The 16,783-nt window shown below is 39.3% G+C and carries 15 protein-coding genes; 6 read left to right on the top strand and 9 right to left on the bottom strand.

All coding sequences use genetic code 11. The features are described from left to right. Positions 1-153 precede the first annotated feature (153 nt). Positions 154-2,001, bottom strand: a complete 1,848-nt coding sequence (gene recQ, locus CPS_RS00380) for a DNA helicase RecQ (protein WP_011040958.1) — start codon at positions 1,999-2,001, stop codon at positions 154-156. 245 nt (positions 2,002-2,246) lie between these two features. Here recQ and rarD point away from each other — a divergent pair, with 245 nt between their 5' ends. Then, on the top strand, positions 2,247-3,149 hold the full coding sequence (gene rarD / locus CPS_RS00375) for an EamA family transporter RarD (protein ID WP_011040957.1): 903 nt from the start codon (positions 2,247-2,249) through the stop codon (positions 3,147-3,149). A 157-nt stretch (positions 3,150-3,306) separates the two neighbouring features. On the opposite strand, the gene CPS_RS00370 is transcribed toward rarD, so the two are convergent. From CPS_RS00370 to lptM, 6 genes are all read right to left on the bottom strand, one after another. Next, positions 3,307-4,566, bottom strand: a complete 1,260-nt coding sequence (locus CPS_RS00370) for a diguanylate cyclase (protein ID WP_011040956.1) — start codon at positions 4,564-4,566, stop codon at positions 3,307-3,309. Positions 4,567-4,658: 92 nt separating this feature from the next. Beyond that, positions 4,659-6,833: a DNA helicase II gene (gene uvrD / locus CPS_RS00365; protein ID WP_011040955.1), complete on the bottom strand. Its 2,175-nt coding sequence runs from the start codon at positions 6,831-6,833 to the stop codon at positions 4,659-4,661. Positions 6,834-6,992: 159 nt separating this feature from the next. Continuing rightward, positions 6,993-7,766, bottom strand: a complete 774-nt coding sequence (locus CPS_RS00360; protein ID WP_011040954.1) for an HAD-IA family hydrolase — start codon at positions 7,764-7,766, stop codon at positions 6,993-6,995. Positions 7,767-7,790: 24 nt separating this feature from the next. Then, on the bottom strand, positions 7,791-8,504 hold the full coding sequence (locus tag CPS_RS00355) for a DUF484 family protein (RefSeq protein ID WP_232769085.1): 714 nt from the start codon (positions 8,502-8,504) through the stop codon (positions 7,791-7,793). A gap of 39 nt (positions 8,505-8,543) precedes the next feature. Further along, positions 8,544-9,374 carry a diaminopimelate epimerase gene (dapF, locus tag CPS_RS00350; RefSeq protein WP_011040952.1) on the bottom strand — a complete coding sequence of 277 codons (831 nt, stop codon included), beginning with the start codon at positions 9,372-9,374 and terminating at the stop codon, positions 8,544-8,546. Then, positions 9,374-9,712 (bottom strand): LPS translocon maturation chaperone LptM, encoded by a 339-nt coding sequence (gene lptM / locus CPS_RS00345; protein WP_011040951.1) that lies wholly within the window; start codon positions 9,710-9,712, stop codon positions 9,374-9,376. Before lptM ends, dapF begins: the two co-directional genes overlap by 1 nt. A gap of 154 nt (positions 9,713-9,866) precedes the next feature. On the opposite strand from lptM, the gene cyaY reads away from it, so the two are divergent. From cyaY to CPS_RS00320, 5 genes are read left to right on the top strand one after another with little or no spacing between them, the layout of a single operon-like run. After that, entirely contained in the window at positions 9,867-10,187 is a 321-nt protein-coding gene (gene cyaY, locus CPS_RS00340) for an iron donor protein CyaY (protein ID WP_011040950.1), read from the top strand. Between the two features lie 24 nt (positions 10,188-10,211). Continuing rightward, the gene (gene hemC, locus CPS_RS00335) at positions 10,212-11,165 is read left to right on the top strand and encodes a hydroxymethylbilane synthase (protein ID WP_011040949.1); all 954 of its coding nucleotides are present in this window, start codon (positions 10,212-10,214) and stop codon (positions 11,163-11,165) included. Beyond that, positions 11,146-11,991, top strand: a complete 846-nt coding sequence (locus CPS_RS00330; RefSeq protein WP_238383574.1) for a uroporphyrinogen-III synthase — start codon at positions 11,146-11,148, stop codon at positions 11,989-11,991. Before hemC ends, CPS_RS00330 begins: the two co-directional genes overlap by 20 nt. Before the next feature lie 23 nt (positions 11,992-12,014). Then, positions 12,015-13,433, top strand: coding sequence for a uroporphyrinogen-III C-methyltransferase (locus CPS_RS00325; RefSeq protein ID WP_011040947.1), 1,419 nt, complete (start codon positions 12,015-12,017; stop codon positions 13,431-13,433). Next, on the top strand, positions 13,430-14,641 hold the full coding sequence (locus tag CPS_RS00320; protein ID WP_011040946.1) for a heme biosynthesis protein HemY: 1,212 nt from the start codon (positions 13,430-13,432) through the stop codon (positions 14,639-14,641). Before CPS_RS00325 ends, CPS_RS00320 begins: the two co-directional genes overlap by 4 nt. A gap of 64 nt (positions 14,642-14,705) precedes the next feature. Here CPS_RS00320 and CPS_RS00315 read toward each other — a convergent pair whose 3' ends face one another. Together CPS_RS00315 and CPS_RS00310 are read right to left on the bottom strand one after the other, a co-directional pair. After that, positions 14,706-14,912, bottom strand: a complete 207-nt coding sequence (locus CPS_RS00315; RefSeq protein WP_011040945.1) for a DUF3565 domain-containing protein — start codon at positions 14,910-14,912, stop codon at positions 14,706-14,708. Between the two features lie 48 nt (positions 14,913-14,960). Then, positions 14,961-16,496 (bottom strand): FG-GAP repeat domain-containing protein, encoded by a 1,536-nt coding sequence (locus CPS_RS00310; RefSeq protein ID WP_011040944.1) that lies wholly within the window; start codon positions 16,494-16,496, stop codon positions 14,961-14,963. Between the last annotated feature and the right edge of the window lie 287 nt (positions 16,497-16,783).

Here is a 16,783-nt window from a genome sequence, read left to right as displayed (position 1 = left end):
TCTATATTAATTACTTATACCAATTCCATTAAATTTATTCCCACCTCAGAGCTATGTCAGAGAAGCTATAACAAATAAAAGTTTTGCTGACATAGTGATCTATATCTAACAAATTTGTGCAAATCTATATTAATTAGTGAGATAACGAACTAATTACTTATGCTCTTTGATTAACGCGAGAAAGGGTTGTCCGTAACGGGATAACTTCACGTCTCCGATACCACTAATGCTGAGCATTTCACGCGATGTTTTTGGCTTTATACGTGCCAGTTCAGACAAGGTAGCATCATTAAAGACAATAAAAGGTGCGATATCTTCGCCATCAGCAATGGCTTTACGAAGTTCGCGTAATTTTGCAAATAACACACGGTCATAACTTTTTTGTGGGCTTTTTTCTTGCCAGTAACTGGCTTTTTGCAGACGCGGGCTTGCTAACATCAAAGGCTCTTGCGCTTTTAATACCACGCCCGACGCTTGTGTTAAGCATAAAATAGATTGTTGTTCGATATCTTGCTGTAAATAACCTAAGTGAATTAGTTGGCCAATAATTGAGAACCAGTAACCCACCGTTTTTCCTTTACCTATACCAAAAGTAGAGACTTTATCATGCGCTAGCTGCTTAACTTTTTCAGTGAGTTCACCGCGCAAGACTGCAATAACATGATTAATATCACCTTGTTGCTCCACACGGTACACGCATGACAGTACTTTTTGTGCTTCTATGGTGCCATCAAACTGACTTGGTGGGTCTAAGCAAATATCGCAATTTCCACAGCCTTTTTCGGTATATTCGGCAAAGTAATTCAGTACCACCTGCCGACGACACGTTTGCGCATCAATAAAGGCATCCATGGCAGCAAAACGTTGCATTTCAACATTCACTCGCTGCGGATTATCGCCTTCACTAATACGTTTTTTAATACGCGCGACATCTTTATCATCAACCAAAAATAGCGCTTCTGCATTTAAACCGTCACGACCCGCACGGCCAATCTCTTGATAATAAGACTCTAAAGTACGAGGTGGCTCAAAATGTATCACATAACGCACATTAGGTTTATTGATACCTAAACCAAAAGCAACGGTAGCGATCACTATTTGAATATTATCTTTGGTGAACCCTTCTTGTACTAGAGAACGAATTTCGTTTTCTAGTCCTGCATGGTAAGCAGCGCAGTTTATGCCACTGGCAGCTAAATACTTAGCTAGTTTTTCTACTTGCCAGCGGCTGTTACAATAAATAATACCGCTATCTTCACCCTTCTTTTTGATATAACCCAACAATTGCTTTTCGCCATTATATTTAGGCGCTAGCGTAAAACGAATATTGGGCCGGTCAAAACTATCAAGATGAATATAAGGATTTGGCAGCGCAAGTTGGTTCAAAATATCTTTACGAGTAGTCACATCTGCCGTTGCAGTTAACGCCATAACGGGCACTGTGGGAAAATTTTGTTTTAAGCACTGTAGCTTGGTGTACGCGGGTCTGAAATCATGACCCCATTGAGAAATACAGTGTGCTTCATCAATAGCAAATAAGCTCAATGGCAGTTGGTTCAAACTTTGTAAGAAGTAATAATTAGTGAGGCGCTCAGGGGCAACATACAGCAATTTAATTTCACCTCGTCCCAATCGAGCGAAAATATCACTGATTTCGCTTTGTTCCAAACTTGAATTAATAAAGGCAGCGGAGATCCCTTGCCTAGTTAAGCCATCTACTTGGTCTTTCATTAAGGCAATCAGCGGCGATACAACAACAGTAACACCGGGTAACAGTACCGCGGGTAGCTGATAGCATAAAGATTTACCACCACCGGTAGGCATTAAGACTAAGGAGTCCTGCCCTTGCAACAAGCTATTGATAATTTTAGCTTGTCCCTCACGAAAGCTCTCATAGCCAAAATAATGCTTTAAGGTATCGAGTAATAAGGCATTATTTTCTGCACTCAGTTCTGTACTGATTTCTGCACTGGTTTGGGCATTGGCAACGGAGGAATTCAAGAAGGTGTCGACTAATTTTCTTATGAGTAATGCCGCTATTTTAACTCAGCGTAGCCATGAAAACCTAGTACAGAAATTTTTTTTTATAACCCGAGTAAAATCATCGTGTTAATCAAATAAAACTGGGGGAGTACTGACAAGTTTACGCGGTGAAAAATCACCACTTAGCTTTAAATACTTGAACCGCTTCATGTCGTGTTATTATCCTCGCTCTTTTTATACCTTATAACTATGAACAAATACTCATGAGCGCATCAGCCATAAATCAACTTGAAGAAAACAGCAACCGCAATGGTGCACTAAGTGCGCTAAGTGCCTATCTGCTCTGGGGTTTTGCACCAATATATTTTAAATTACTCACCGCAATTGAGCCCGGTGAGATAATGATGCACAGAGTGATTTGGTCAACAGTCTTTTTGTTAGTGATGATTATTGTGATGAAAAAATGGTCACAGCTAGTGGCTATTTTCCAGCAGCCTAAAATATTATTGCAATTATCTTTATCGGCTAGCTTTCTTGCAGTGAATTGGTTTCTGTTCATTTGGGCAGTAAACAACAATCATTTGCTGGATGCTAGCTTAGGTTATTACATTAACCCCCTGTTTAATGTCATTCTCGGCATGATATTTTTTCATGAACGTTTGCGTCGAAACCAATTAATAGCAGTTGGTTTAGCGCTTGTTGGAGTATTGGTACAACTCATTGCTTTAGGTACTTTACCAATTATCTCACTTGCTTTAGCAAGTACCTTTGCAATTTATGGATTAATTAGAAAGAAACTCCCGATTAATTCCTTCATCGGGTTATTCATTGAATCATTGATGATGCTACCTATAGCTCTTATTTATTGGTTTTTCTTTGTCGAAAGCAGCACCAGTAATATGGCAATAAATGCCGCCAGTTTAAACTTTACCTTGATAATGGCGGGCATAGTGACAACGGCACCTCTATTGTTTTTTACTATCGCGGCTAAAAGATTAGCACTGTCGACCTTAGGTTTTTTTCAATACTTGGGGCCAAGTATTATGTTTTTGTTGGCGACGTTTTATTATCAAGAAACCATGAAAAGTGCTGAGTTAATCACCTTTGTATTTATTTGGGCAGCGTTAGCGCTTTATAGCCTAGACTCATTTAAAAAGCGTACTTAAGCCGAAATTTATACCCATGAGACTTCAAGTATGCGAGTTTGAGGATACCTGAGTGATTCATAGGTATATGAGATTGCAAAAAAAATAGCGCTTGAAAAAGCGCTATTTTTTATTCACTGACTTTATAATATTCTTTGTATTAATCGGCCAAGACTATCTAATCGTCTAGTTCAGCACCAAAGACGACGATCTGATTGCGACCATTTTCTTTTGCTGCGTATAACGCATTATCGGCTTCATTCATTTGCTTAGAGAGCTCATCTTCGCTATCAAAAACCACCCCTAAACTTAACGTAATAGATATTGACGTATCGCCCGCGGGAATAGAAGACACCGCAATTTCTCGTCTAAAGTCATCTAATTTATTATGTAAATAATCAGCATCTAAGCCATGTAACAGTACGGCAAACTCTTCACCGCCCAAACGAGCGGTAAGTCCGGCGCCAAAATGTTTACGCATATAAAGTGCAATGACTTTTAATACCTGATCACCACTATCATGGCCATAGGTATCATTTACCTTCTTAAAAAAGTCGACATCTATCATAGCTAAACAATAAGGTACTTTTTTATTGATATATTCTTTGATGCGAGACTCAGCACTACGGAAAAAAGCGCGGCGATTAGCAAGGTCGGTTAAATAATCGGTGTTAGCTGCATGCTGAATTTTAGCAATGTTATTTAAACTCTCGATATTTTGAGTAATACGACAATAGAATTCTTCAGGGCAAAAAGGTTTACGTAAAAAGTCATCGGCGCCATTTTTTATAAAGCGCGCTGAATGAATACCATTACTCGCGCCTGAAATACCTATTACCGCTAATTGCTCACGGGTATAGACACGGCGTATTTCATTGGTCAGCTCAATACCGTCCATTGCCGGCATCTCTAAATCAGTGATGACCATTTTAATATTTTTATGCTGAGCAAGTTTTTCTAAAGCCTGCACACCATTATTAGCGGTAATGACATTAAAATTACGGCGTTTTAATAACTCTACAATATGGTTTCGCGCAGAAGATGAGTCATCGACCACCAAAATGGTGTTTTTATTATTGGTTTGTTGCCAGTGTAAAACACGCTTTAAATAGAGGAAGGCTTGACTGTTTTCTTTTGGAATATAATCAATAACTGGCTGTGATAATATTTTCTGGCGAGTTTCATCATCCATTTTCCCTGTCATAACGATGCTAGGAATACCATGGGATAAGACACAAGCTATCGCCTCACCATCTAGCGTATCAGGTAAGGCATAATCAATAGTCGCTGCAAAAAAATCAGTATCTGTTGATAAGATGTTTTCTACCTGCGCTAAATCAGTAGCAATAACCACCTCAAACTTTAACGAACGCGCTATCTGTTTGATAACAGTCGCTATAGGTTTACTGTCTTCTACTATTAATAATCTTTGAGACATCACGCTACCTTCTGATTTTTAAATAAGCTAATTTTTGGCTGATAGGTCCACTATGCAACAAGTCCCCGAATAGACGAGTACTCTCTCAACAGTTAAACCGCTTGTAAATTAGCGTATTCCACCACCAACCACTTGCTACCAACATCGGCGAAATTCACCTGAATACGTGATTGAGCACCACTGCCTTCATAGTTAAGGACCACACCTTCACCAAACTTAGCATGCTTAACCTGCTGCCCCAACTTAAAGCCAGTATTTTCAAAGGTTTCAAGTGTAAAGGTATTTGAAAATTTACCTACTTTACTGGGACGCTTTACCTGAGACTGCATGCGAATTTCTTCGATACAATCTTCAGGTAATTCTCGTAAAAATCGGCTCGCTTTATGGAATTTTTCTTGTCCATATAAACGGCGACTTTCGGCGTGGCATAAATAGAGTTTGCTCATCGCTCTGGTCATGCCGACATAACACAAGCGACGTTCTTCCTCTAAACGGCCAATTTCTTCAACCGACTGTTGCGAAGGGAACATACCTTCTTCAAGACCCGCAATAAAGACCAAAGGAAACTCTAAGCCTTTAGCTGAGTGCATTGTCATCAACTGTACTGCGGCTTCAAATTCGTCTGCTTGAGATTCACCAGATTCTAATGCCGCATGGGTTAAAAATGCCGTTAACGGGGTTTGCTCTTCCGCTAACTCAGGATCGCTTTCAAAGGTTTGACATGCGGTGACTAGCTCATTTAAGTTTTCAATACGCTGTGCAGCACGTTCACCTTTTTCAGCCTGATACATGGCCTTTAAACCACTGTGGTTGATAATAAAGTTCGCCTGCTGATCTAAATCTAAGTTAGTCGTATCATCTTCTAATTGTTCGATAAGTTGAATAAAGGCAGTGATCGTTTTAGCGCCCCTACCCTTTAATTGCTCTGCTTTTAACATTTGCTGGCAAGCTTGCCACATTGTTACTTCCAAACCCCGTGCTGCGTCTCTCACTAATGACAAGGTTTGATTACCAATACCACGCGTAGGCGTATTGATAACACGCTCAAAGGCCGCATCATCATCACGATTATTAATAAGACGCATGTAAGCAAGCGCATCTTTTATTTCTTGTCGTTCGAAGAATCGTTGACCACCGTAAATTCGATAAGGCAATTGTCCTTGCAATAACGCTTCTTCAAGTAAGCGTGATTGTGCATTTGAGCGATACAATATGGCTATTTCATCAAGTTTTCCTCCATCGTCACGCCATTGTTTTATACGGCCAGCGATAAAGCGCGCTTCATCTATTTCATTAAAAGCAGTATAAATTGAGATTTTTTCGCCCGCTTCTCCATCAGTCCACAACTCTTTACCCATGCGATTGTTGTTATTGCAGATTAATTGGTTAGCTGATTTCAAAATGTTAGCGGTTGAACGATAATTTTGCTCAAGACGAATAGTTTTCGCGTCATCATATTCTTGTAAAAAACGTTCGATATTCTCAATCTTAGCGCCACGCCAGCCATAGATTGATTGATCGTCATCACCAACAATCATCACCTTACTGCGAGCTTTGCCCAGCATAGTAAGCCAAGCATATTGAATGGCGTTGGTATCTTGAAATTCGTCTACTAGAATATGGCCAAACCGTTGCTGATAATGATCTAATAGTGCTGGATTTTTCAACCATAATTCATGGGCACGAAGCAACAGCTCGGCAAAATCAACTAAACCAGCTCTGTCACAGGTTTCTTGATAGGCTTTATAAACTTTAACAAACAATTCTTCCGTCGGGTCGAACTGAGCATCAATATGTTGAGGGCGCAAACCTTCATCTTTCTTACCATTGATATACCAAACAAATTGTTTAGGTGGCCATTTTTTCTCATCTAACTCTAATGAACGAACAATACGTTTAATCAAACGAAGTTGATCATCACTATCTAATACTTGAAAGCTTTGCGGTAAATTAGCTTCTTGGAAATGCATTCTTAATAAACGATGTGCCAAGCCATGAAAAGTACCAATCCACATGCCGTGGGTATTACCATTGGTCACTTGTTCTACTCGAGCACGCATTTCTGCCGCTGCTTTATTAGTAAAGGTTACCGCTAAAATACTGTGCGATGAGATCCCCTCAACTTGCATTAACCAGGCGATACGTTGCACTAATACTCGAGTTTTACCACTGCCAGCGCCAGCTAAAATAAGCATGTTTTGCTTTGGGGCTGCAACAACATCACGTTGCTTATCATTGAGAGAGTCGAGTAATTCTGAAACGTCCATAGGAATAACCTTTATTTAGGTGGCGAAGTTGAGGTGACGTAATTTATTGAAGTAGATATCAGTACATAAAAAGCAAAAGTATATCACTATTTAAGAGCAGGAGTGCATTTTACTGTTTATTATTACAGTACCCGCTCAATTTGGTAATCTATCAAATACTTAAGCTTTTCGAATTAGTTGTGACAGGTCGCTTACTAGGCTTAATTCAATATGAGGTATTTGCTGTAGGCTTTTACCCACACCGTATTGCGGTAACCAAGCAGTTTGGCAACCGGCATTTAATGCACCATGAATATCGGCAAAACCACAATCTCCGACATGTAATAACTGTTCAGGTAAAATATCGAGTTGCTGACAAACTAAGGAAAACATATCGGTTTCAGGTTTTTGTTTTAGCAAATGTTCACTTTCATCATGACAATTGCCTGTTTGAAAACCGGCATGATAAATATGTTGAAAATAATGATCAATGCCCAGGGCTCTGGTGTCTACATTACCATTACTGATTGAGACCAACGGAAACGCTTTACTTAAACTCGCTAAGAGTTCATGGCTTTCTTTGGGTACGGTAAAATCACTTCGTAAGTTAATGAAATAATCTAAGCCCGCTTGTGCTTCTTTTCTCGCTGCTTCTGCAGAGAGATTATGCGCCAGCAAACCTAAACGATAACTTTCAAAACGCAGTCTTACCACATCGTGAGAAATATCCTGATGTGCTTTTATCGCTTGTTGTCGATACGGTGCCCAAAAACGTCGATTAAAGACCTGCTTTGGTTCAACGAGTAGCTCAGGTAATAAAATGGCAAACTTTTCAGTAAAGTAATGCGCCATTTGCTGTTCAACCGACTGCATTATTGGTCGGTTATTATACAAGGTGTCATCTAAATCAAAACTAATGGCTTTAATCGCGGTTAAACGTCGGTAAAATTGCATAGTCTCACATAATCCTTAGAATTCTTACATTGATAACTGTTGGTGTAATAACTTGGCAACTAAGCGTTTGAACTGATTAAGTAATAAGGTATCCATACGCGGGTCGAAGTGATGAGCGTCTTCACTACCAATCGCTAAAAATCCAACTGCTTGTTCATCATGAGTTAGTTTAATCAATACTACTGAGCCTAAGCATGGCTTAGAGAAAATCAGGGTTTGTTCACTTTCTTGCAAACGACCAAAATAGTACTCGTCGTTAGTTAAGCGGTTTTGCATAACGCCAGCACAATCATTAGTCGACAAACTATGGTGAGCCACCTCGGTGTTATTTCCTGAAACTAACCACAATTTAAACGAGGATAAAGATAACAATTCTGTTGTCGCTTGATGTAAACAATCGAGTAATTCTTCCGCTGATTGACAATCCAGTAAGCGTAAATATAGATCACTATAAAGCACAAATAACTGCTCATTATGGTTAGCTACTGACATTAACTGAGTAATCTCATCTTCTAATCCATAGACTTTTTGACGCAGTTGCTGTTGTTGACGTTCCACTAAAGAAACAGTCCCACGTTGCTCATCATTGAGCCTTAAGCCAGTCATTAAGCTGTTATTGCGATTAAAAAACTCAGGGTTATCTTGTAAGTAACTTACCACTAACTCATCCGTTAATGGGATATCATCGCTATTGATAGCTTGTTGTACATCATTCATCTTGCTAGGTTCTTCTTTCATTGGATACTATTACTAATAAGGGATTGGGAAAGTAGCGGATTATATCGATATTTGACCATCAAATACGTGTGTTGCCGGTCCAGACATTTTCACTGGATGACCCGGTCCTTGCCAAAATATTCGTAATTTTCCACCTGGCAGTTCTACGGTGACTTGTTTCGCTAGTTTTTTCTGCATATAACCAATAACAACGGCTGCACAAGCACCGCTACCACATGCTAACGTTTCTGCTGCTCCACGTTCATACACTCTTAATTTAATATAATTAGGGCTAACAATTTCCATAAAACCGACATTAGCATCTTCGGGGAAACGCTCATGTACAGATAATTCTTTCCCGAGTGATTCAACATCAGCTTCTGCAACACTATCGACAGTCACTACACAATGGGGGTTACCCATTGAGACAGCACCACATAATACCGTTTCACTTTCACTACGCAGAATATAAGTACCTTCTGTTTTTTGTGCAGTAAAAGGGATTTTTTTTGGTTCAAATTGTGGCACCGGCATAGTGACTGAAATATTACCATCACGCTCTATATGTAAGTTCATTTTACCTGTGCTGGTAGAAACTTTTATCTTATGTTTATTGCATAAACCTTTCATACGGACAAACTTTGCGAAACAGCGAGCGCCATTTCCACACTGTCCTACTTCACTACCATCGGCATTATAAATACGGTAATGAAAATCTAAATCTGGATCATAAGGAGGCTCAACCACTAATAGTTGGTCAAAGCCGACACCGAAGTTTCTGTTAGCAAACTTAGTGATTTGTTCTGGCGATAAAAAAACATTTTGTGTGACATTATCAAGCACTAAAAAGTCATTACCTAAACCATGCATTTTAGAAAAATTGACTAACATTATTGTTGCTCTTTAACTTGATCTGTTGACTGGTTAGTAGCTTGTTCTATTTGCTCAATAGGCTGTTGAACGGCTTGTTTTTTTTGTGATTCATCAAGCGTAGTCACCGATTTATCTTGCGACTCAACACTTTTACTTATACTTTTCTCTTGGCTTTCATCACTTTGCGCTACCGTTTCAGTTTTTGAAGTAACCGCTTGCTCAGGTGTTTGGTACAAATCACCTTTAATGCCACACGCAGATAAAAAAGTGACAGCAACAAAGGTCAGTAAAATTGATTTAAGCTTTAACTTTTGATGTAGCTTTTGATGTAAGTAATGAAGTCTATTGGTACGCATGATGGTTTTTTGCCATGAAAGTCGTTTAAATCAAGCTTTTTAGCTTAACTTAACCGCTCTGTATCTATATTTATTTTGTCTGATTGCTATTATACTCACATGCTTATCAACAATTATACTCACTTAGACAAATAATGTATTTAAAGGATAAGCAATGAACGATAGCCAATACAACTTGATCGCCGAAGCACTTCTTCTCGCTATAGAAGAGGCGATTGAAGACTCTGGTGTCGACATAGATTACGAAGGAGTTGGCGGGTTATTAACGCTGACTTTTAAAAATAACAGCAAAGTGATAATAAACAAGCAAGCACCCTTGCATGAAATATGGGTAGCAACAAAATTCAATGGCCACCATTTTGTCCTGAATAATGATAGTTGGACAGACAAACGCAGCGGTGAAGAGTTTTGGCAGTTTTTATCAAATGCTGTAAGCACGCAAGCTGAAACTGAATTAACGCTTTCAGCACAGTAATAATTATATATTTGGATAAATCGAATGAATAACACTACAGTACGAATTGCCACGCGTAAAAGCGCCCTCGCCTTATGGCAAGCAGAATATGTTAAAGCGCAACTTGAGCATTTTCATGACGGTATTAATGTTGAATTAGTGCCTATGACAACGAAAGGCGACATCATTTTAGACACGCCTTTAGCCAAAGTCGGCGGTAAAGGTTTATTTGTTAAAGAGCTTGAAGTAGCAATGCTTGAAGACCGTGCTGATATTGCTGTTCATTCAATGAAAGATGTTCCTGTCGATTTTCCAGAAGGCTTAGGATTAGAAGTCATTTGTCCTCGTGAAGATCCCCGTGATGCTTTTGTTTCTAATACCATCAAATCATTAAGTGATTTACCACAAGGCTCTATTGTTGGCACCTCAAGCTTACGCCGTCAGTGTCAATTAAAAGCAAGCCGCCCTGATTTAGATATTCGTGATTTACGTGGCAATGTAAATACCCGCCTAAGAAAATTAGATGAAGGTCAGTACGACGCTATTATATTAGCCGCTGCAGGCCTAATTCGCTTAGAAATGAGCGAGCGTATTGCACAGTTTATCGAACCAGAAGAAATGCTTCCTGCAAATGGCCAAGGCGCTGTTGGCATTGAATGTCGTAATGATGATGCGACAATTAAAGCCTTATTAGCACCATTAGAATGTGCTACCACCCGTATTCGTGTTCTTGCAGAACGTGCAATGAATAGAGCATTACAAGGCGGTTGCCAGGTTCCTATCGGTAGCTATGGTGTTATTTCTGCTGATGGTAAAAATATCCACTTACGTGGCTTAGTTGGCTCTGTCGATGGTAGTGAAATGATAGAAAGTGAAATCACCGGCCCTGTTGAAGAAGGTGAAGCGCTCGGCAATAAACTCGCGCAAGAGTTACTAAGCCGAGGTGCAGATAAAATTTTACAGCAAGTTTATTCAGAAAATGATATCAAAAACAGCTAAATCTGCCAAAAAAATGTCTCAAGTGACCCCACTTGAGACACCTATAAATGAGCAGGTTTTACTTATGCCAGTAAAACCACTTAAGGTCCTAATTACTCGACCTAAAGCTAAAGCTCAGCAACTCGCCTTGTTACTCAATCAACAAGGCATACTTAATACCAGCCAAACCTTATTTGATTATCAAAAGAATGCTAGCGCTAACGACATAGCTACCGCGCTAGAAAACGCAGATATATTGATCTTTGTTAGTGTTGCTGCCGTTGAATTTGCTCACGCCAGCTATCCTCTACCTAACAACTTATCTCAAACCATTTTTGCTGTCGGTAATGCCACCAAAAAAGCATTACAAGCAATAGGCATGACCACCATTTTATCACCACCTCCACAGCAAGAGCACAGTGAGGGTTTACTTAAACTGCCACAATTGTCTAAAGTTATAGGTAAAAGGATAATAATCTTTCGTGGCAATGGTGGACGAGAGCACATTGCTAACAGCTTAACGCTACGTGGTGCTGAGGTTCGATATATCGAAAGTTACCAACGTGTATGGCGAACATTACCAATAATTATTGCTGAGCAATGGCGAGCACAAAAAATTAACTGTATTGTCGTTACCAGTAACGATATATTATTAGCATTACTAAAGTACCTAGCCAGTACAACAAATAGCACAGATAATTATTGGCAATCTCAATGTTTGTGGGTTGTGGTCAGTGATCGCATTGAAAAAAATGCCAAAGCCTTAGGCTTAAAACGGGTCATTAATACCCATGGCGCCAGCTCTCAAATACTCTGTAATACGTTACAAGCACTCTCTTGTTCGTAAGCCTATTTATAAAGTAAATAACGATGGAATATAGAATTATGTCGGATAATGAAGTCCCTAAAAACACACTATCGGATAATAGCGATACCGAGAAAAAACAGGACGCTACACTCCCACCTAGCAGTACTGCCAATAAAACTTCAGCTACAGAGAATGATAACGCTGATACTAAAAAAGCTACGCTTTCAAAACCTGAGCCAAAAAAATCAACGGCCAGTGCCGGAGCAAGGAAACCTTCCCCATCAAATACACAGGAGACAGCTGACAAGCCTTCTAATAAAACGGCGATTATTGCACTAGTGATTGCCTCAGTGAGTATTTTCGCATCTATTGGTCATTATGTTTGGCAACAGCAACAAAGTAGCGCGCAACTATTAACGCTGAATCAACAAAACCAGCAAGCAATACAACAAAGCCAAGCACAGTTGAAAAATAGCTTAACGGCAGAATTTAGCCGACAGTTACAGCAACAACATAGAACGACCAGTCAATCACAAGAGAGTGCTAAAAAAGCACACCTTGATAGTGATACTCAACTACAACAACTAACGACTCAGATAAGGCAGTTAGAGCAGCAAGTGAGCCTGCGTCAACCTAACGATTGGCTAATACATGAAGCAGAATATCTAGTTCGTGTAGCGGCGCGCACCATGTGGTTAGAGCGAGACACTAAAGCGGCTATCAACTTACTGCGTGATGCAGATAATCGCCTTAAAGAATTGGATCAACCTAAATTTTTGCCCGTACGCGCATTAATTAATGAAGATATTGAAAGCTTAGCCTTGATGCCTACACTGCAAAATCAAGAAGCTATTTTGACCTTGATGGCCCTTAACAAACAGGTGCCAACTTTAATGCTAGCTGGCGTAAACTTGACTGAAGCACTCGATCAAACGACAGAAGATCTTGCCTTATCTGATAATATCGGTGATTGGCAAGAAAACTTAGCCAAAACCTGGCATAAATTCCTCAACGACTTCATCACTGTTCGCAGAAGAACAGGTATGGTTGAGCCACTAATGGCGCCGGATCAACAACAACACTTAAAGCAAAATTTAAGTCTAAAAATACAACTGGTGCAATGGGCGGCTAGTGAGCAAAAAGAAGAAATTTACCAACAAACTCTGCTTGATATTCAGCAATGGTTAAATGAATTCTTCGATATGAACTCGCCTGTAAACAAAAGGTTCTATCAATCGATAGAACAGCTCAAGCAACAGACTATTCATTATGACTACCCAAGTGATTTACGTTCATTAGCGGCAATAAAACGTTTGCTGCAAGATTCCAAGCAAGTAACGAAACCGCAAACGTCTAAGTCAAAAAGTGTAAAAGTTGAACAAACGGAAAAACAGGTTGTTGAACAACTTGCTGAACCCTCATCAGCACCAAAAGATAGCCCTAAACCTGAAAGTGAAAAAGCGAGTGGAGGTCAGTTATGATCCGCATTATCATTGCCTTAATCATCTTTTTCAGTGTGATGGCAATAAGCCCTTTTTTAATCGATGAAAAAGGTTACATTCTTATTGCTATGGGTAACACCACCATTGAGTTAACCGTATTATCAGCTGGTATTATGTTAACGCTACTCTTTATTGCGCTAGTTATTAGTTTAAAACTATTACGCGGTGGTTTAAATATTAGCTTTGGTACCTGGAATAAGCTTGCTTTTGCCGGACAACGTCGTGGCATTGCCAACTTCAATAAGGGTCTTGCCGCGTATATGTTAGAGGATTATAGCCAAGCAGAAGCGTTATTTGCTAAAAGTGCTATTCCATCTAAAAGAAAACAAAGCGCTTACCTACTTGCTGCCTCGGCATCTGCAAAGTTAGACTTAAATAGTAATACCAATCACTATTTAGCATTACTTGAAAAAGAAACCGTTAAACTCAAAGACGTTGGTTTAGAAAGTGTCATTGTTAATATTAAATTGTTAATGAACCAAGATAAAACTGAAACCTACGCTAAAGCCCGTGCGCTAATTGATGAAAACCACAAACAAATTGGCCATGACGCCCGCTTATTGGCACTTGAAATTGATTTATGCATCATAGAGCAACGCTTTGCACAAGCCGTGCAATACATAGCAGCGGCGCGTAAAGAAAAGACAATTCTGGATGAAACGGTTCAAACGTGGGAGCAACTCGCCTATTACGGTAGCTTTAATGAAAGCATCAAACAGCATGATAGCGAAGTACTGCACGATAATTGGAATGGTCTGAGCCGTAAGGTTAAACAACGAGAAGCGGTGTTATTTGCTTACTGTAAAGTATTAACCGAAAACGAAATCACCGAGCCGTTAAATAAGTTATTAGTACCGCTTTTTAAAAAATCACCCAGTGGCGACTTTTTAAAACAAATTCGTAATTTACCTATTAAGCGCGCCGATGAGTTAATTGCGATAGTTCAGAAGCAACTCCATAAGAATATCCATAGTGGTAAATGGTTGAGTTGTTTAGGTCATTTAGCCATGAAAAGTGAACAATATTCTATGGCAGAAAAAGCTTTTGGTAGCCTATTAAAACTAGAAGATACCGAATATGGTACGCAATATGACCGTCAGGATTTACAAGCGTTTGCACAAGTCCATAGTAAACAAGGGCAATTTCAAGCGGCTGATGCCCTGTGGTCAAAAGCAAACTCTCTATAAAAACTCAGGTGCTTGTTGAGCTATTGCTACCCCAGTAAATACTCAACAAGCACCTGACTGTACTTTACAGCTTATCCTTAGGCGCTGCTTCATCACACTTCTTACATTTTAAGAGATGGCCCAGCATACCTTGACGCCCCTTTAATGAAATGACCCAAGGCCGATTCGTAAAAGGAGGATTGTGTCTAACATGTTGGAAGTGCCCACAGGCAAGTTGCGCCACCCAATGGTGTTCTTCATCTTGATGATAACCACAAATGGCTTGTTTCATTATTTGTTCACTACATTAGTACCACTGGTTTGGTATTATCACATGGACTTACTGAGAAAAGAGCACTTTAAACTGCTTAGCTTTATCTTCACCATCAAGACGAGAGAACTTCATCAACAAATCGTCTTTACCATCGCCATTTAAATCTTCAACCATCACCAGATTGCCATCTTTTGGTAGCTGAGTATCATAACTAACACTACGTTTTTTAAATGATTTTTTCTTCTTATTGGTTTTTATACCTAGGTATATTTTCAACTCATCGTCATCATCCGATAAAACAAGCTCTTTCAACCCATCCCCGTTTAAGTCTGCTAACTTAACAATAGCACTACCACTTTGCCCAGAGGTTAAGCTAAAGGTGAGTTCTACCCCTTTTTTAATCGCCGGCCGGGTTGGGAATTTATCTTCTTTATTCATTTTAAAGACGTAAACATCTTGGTCAATACCACCGGTAACTAAAGCACCAATAATTTGCGATAGGCCAATATCAAAGCCCGCGAGCAATACCTCAAGTTTGTCATCATTATTAATATCAACAAACTCTAGACCTGTTAATGTGCCTTCTGCGTGAATAACGCTGTCAGCCTCTTGTGCATAGCCCAACATTCCTTGATTTTTATTACCAAGGAAAATTTCATAATCGTTCACGCGATCAAGCACACCTGAAGTTTTGGTATAGCGCACGACCATATCAGTCATACCATCAGCATTAACATCTCGCAGTTCTTCAATCTTCCTATATTCCAAATCACTTTGGTCTAATTGTTCACCGCTTTCATCACGTTTATTCCACCATTCAGTGCCACTGATTGCTTTATTGATCGTTATACTTGTTGCTTCTTTAGTAAAGTAACTCGCTCCATATTGTGAATAAACAAGCATTTCACCATCACCCACCACTAAGATATCCGTTTTATCATCAAAGTTAACATCACTAAAATATAGCTTGGTCTCGGTGTAACTTGCTCCTGCAGATAAAACACGGACACTGGGCATTATTGGCAATGTTTGTTTAGCAAACGTGTTCAACCCTTGCCCTATAAAAACATGAGTTTTATTAAAATCAGCAATGACGACGTCATCAAAAGCATCATTGTTTAAGTCTTGAATGAAGTCGCCTCGGCTAATAAAGTCCGCCTGTTCTTGAATATAGAGTGACTCTATCTTTGCCAACCGCTTAAATTTATTTGTTTGATATTGGAATAAAGAATCAGTAGAAAGGAAATAAATACTTTGTTGTTTCTCGTCCGTTTGCTTACTTAAATCAAAGCGATAAAAGGCTTTAGGCACGATGATTTTTTCCGCAACAACATATTGATTAGCCGTATGGTCTAACTGATAAATGATTAACCAACGATTACTCTGTTCATCAATAGAAAAAGTAACGAGCTCTTTCCCCTTACTTGGCAGTACATCTGCTGCAATAATTTCTTGAGTAAGTTTAAACGGTGAATTAATAACAACTTCATTAAATTCGACGGCTTTTGATTTTTTTGCTAACGCTGGTGAAGACATCACGCAACTGAGGGTAACAAGTAGGGCAAACAAGGTTTTGTTGTTCAACAGTAAAGGTTTTTTCATTGTATAAGCTTCATTTTGTGAGTTCCATATCGTAAGTCATGACTATCTTCTAAGAAATACATATTCAATACCATTCAAGATGCATGTTTCATTGGTGTTTGAGCTATTTCAATACCAGGTATAACAACGTAGTGATGTGTTTAGAACATAAAAAACAAATAGAGTTCCTTAACTAAAGGTGTTTCTAATTTCGGTTTAATCTTGCATCCTAAATGGCGACTGCTATGTATAACATAGCCGAGTGCAATGGTAATAAAAAAAGCTGTTACATAATATGTAGCAGCTTT

It is taken from the genome of Colwellia psychrerythraea 34H (assembly GCF_000012325.1).
Lineage (GTDB): Bacteria > Pseudomonadota > Gammaproteobacteria > Enterobacterales > Alteromonadaceae > Colwellia > Colwellia psychrerythraea_A.
This window is presented reverse-complemented; position numbering and strand designations above follow the sequence as displayed.

Bases quoted from the DNA above. Each gene is read 5' to 3' on its own strand.
- rarD (WP_011040957.1), top strand. From the start codon at position 2,247: ATGAGCGCATCAGCCATAAATCAACTTGAAGAAAACAGCAACCGCAAT.
- CPS_RS00370 (WP_011040956.1), bottom strand. From the start codon at position 4,566: ATGTCTCAAAGATTATTAATAGTAGAAGACAGTAAACCTATAGCGACT.
- uvrD (WP_011040955.1), bottom strand. From the start codon at position 6,833: ATGGACGTTTCAGAATTACTCGACTCTCTCAATGATAAGCAACGTGAT.
- CPS_RS00360 (WP_011040954.1), bottom strand. From the start codon at position 7,766: ATGCAATTTTACCGACGTTTAACCGCGATTAAAGCCATTAGTTTTGAT.
- CPS_RS00355 (WP_232769085.1), bottom strand. From the start codon at position 8,504: ATGAAAGAAGAACCTAGCAAGATGAATGATGTACAACAAGCTATCAAT.
- dapF (WP_011040952.1), bottom strand. From the start codon at position 9,374: ATGTTAGTCAATTTTTCTAAAATGCATGGTTTAGGTAATGACTTTTTA.
- lptM (WP_011040951.1), bottom strand. From the start codon at position 9,712: ATGCGTACCAATAGACTTCATTACTTACATCAAAAGCTACATCAAAAG.
- cyaY (WP_011040950.1), top strand. From the start codon at position 9,867: ATGAACGATAGCCAATACAACTTGATCGCCGAAGCACTTCTTCTCGCT.
- hemC (WP_011040949.1), top strand. From the start codon at position 10,212: ATGAATAACACTACAGTACGAATTGCCACGCGTAAAAGCGCCCTCGCC.
- CPS_RS00330 (WP_238383574.1), top strand. From the start codon at position 11,146: ATGATATCAAAAACAGCTAAATCTGCCAAAAAAATGTCTCAAGTGACC.
- CPS_RS00325 (WP_011040947.1), top strand. From the start codon at position 12,015: ATGGAATATAGAATTATGTCGGATAATGAAGTCCCTAAAAACACACTA.
- CPS_RS00320 (WP_011040946.1), top strand. From the start codon at position 13,430: ATGATCCGCATTATCATTGCCTTAATCATCTTTTTCAGTGTGATGGCA.
- CPS_RS00315 (WP_011040945.1), bottom strand. From the start codon at position 14,912: ATGAAACAAGCCATTTGTGGTTATCATCAAGATGAAGAACACCATTGG.
- CPS_RS00310 (WP_011040944.1), bottom strand. From the start codon at position 16,496: ATGAAAAAACCTTTACTGTTGAACAACAAAACCTTGTTTGCCCTACTT.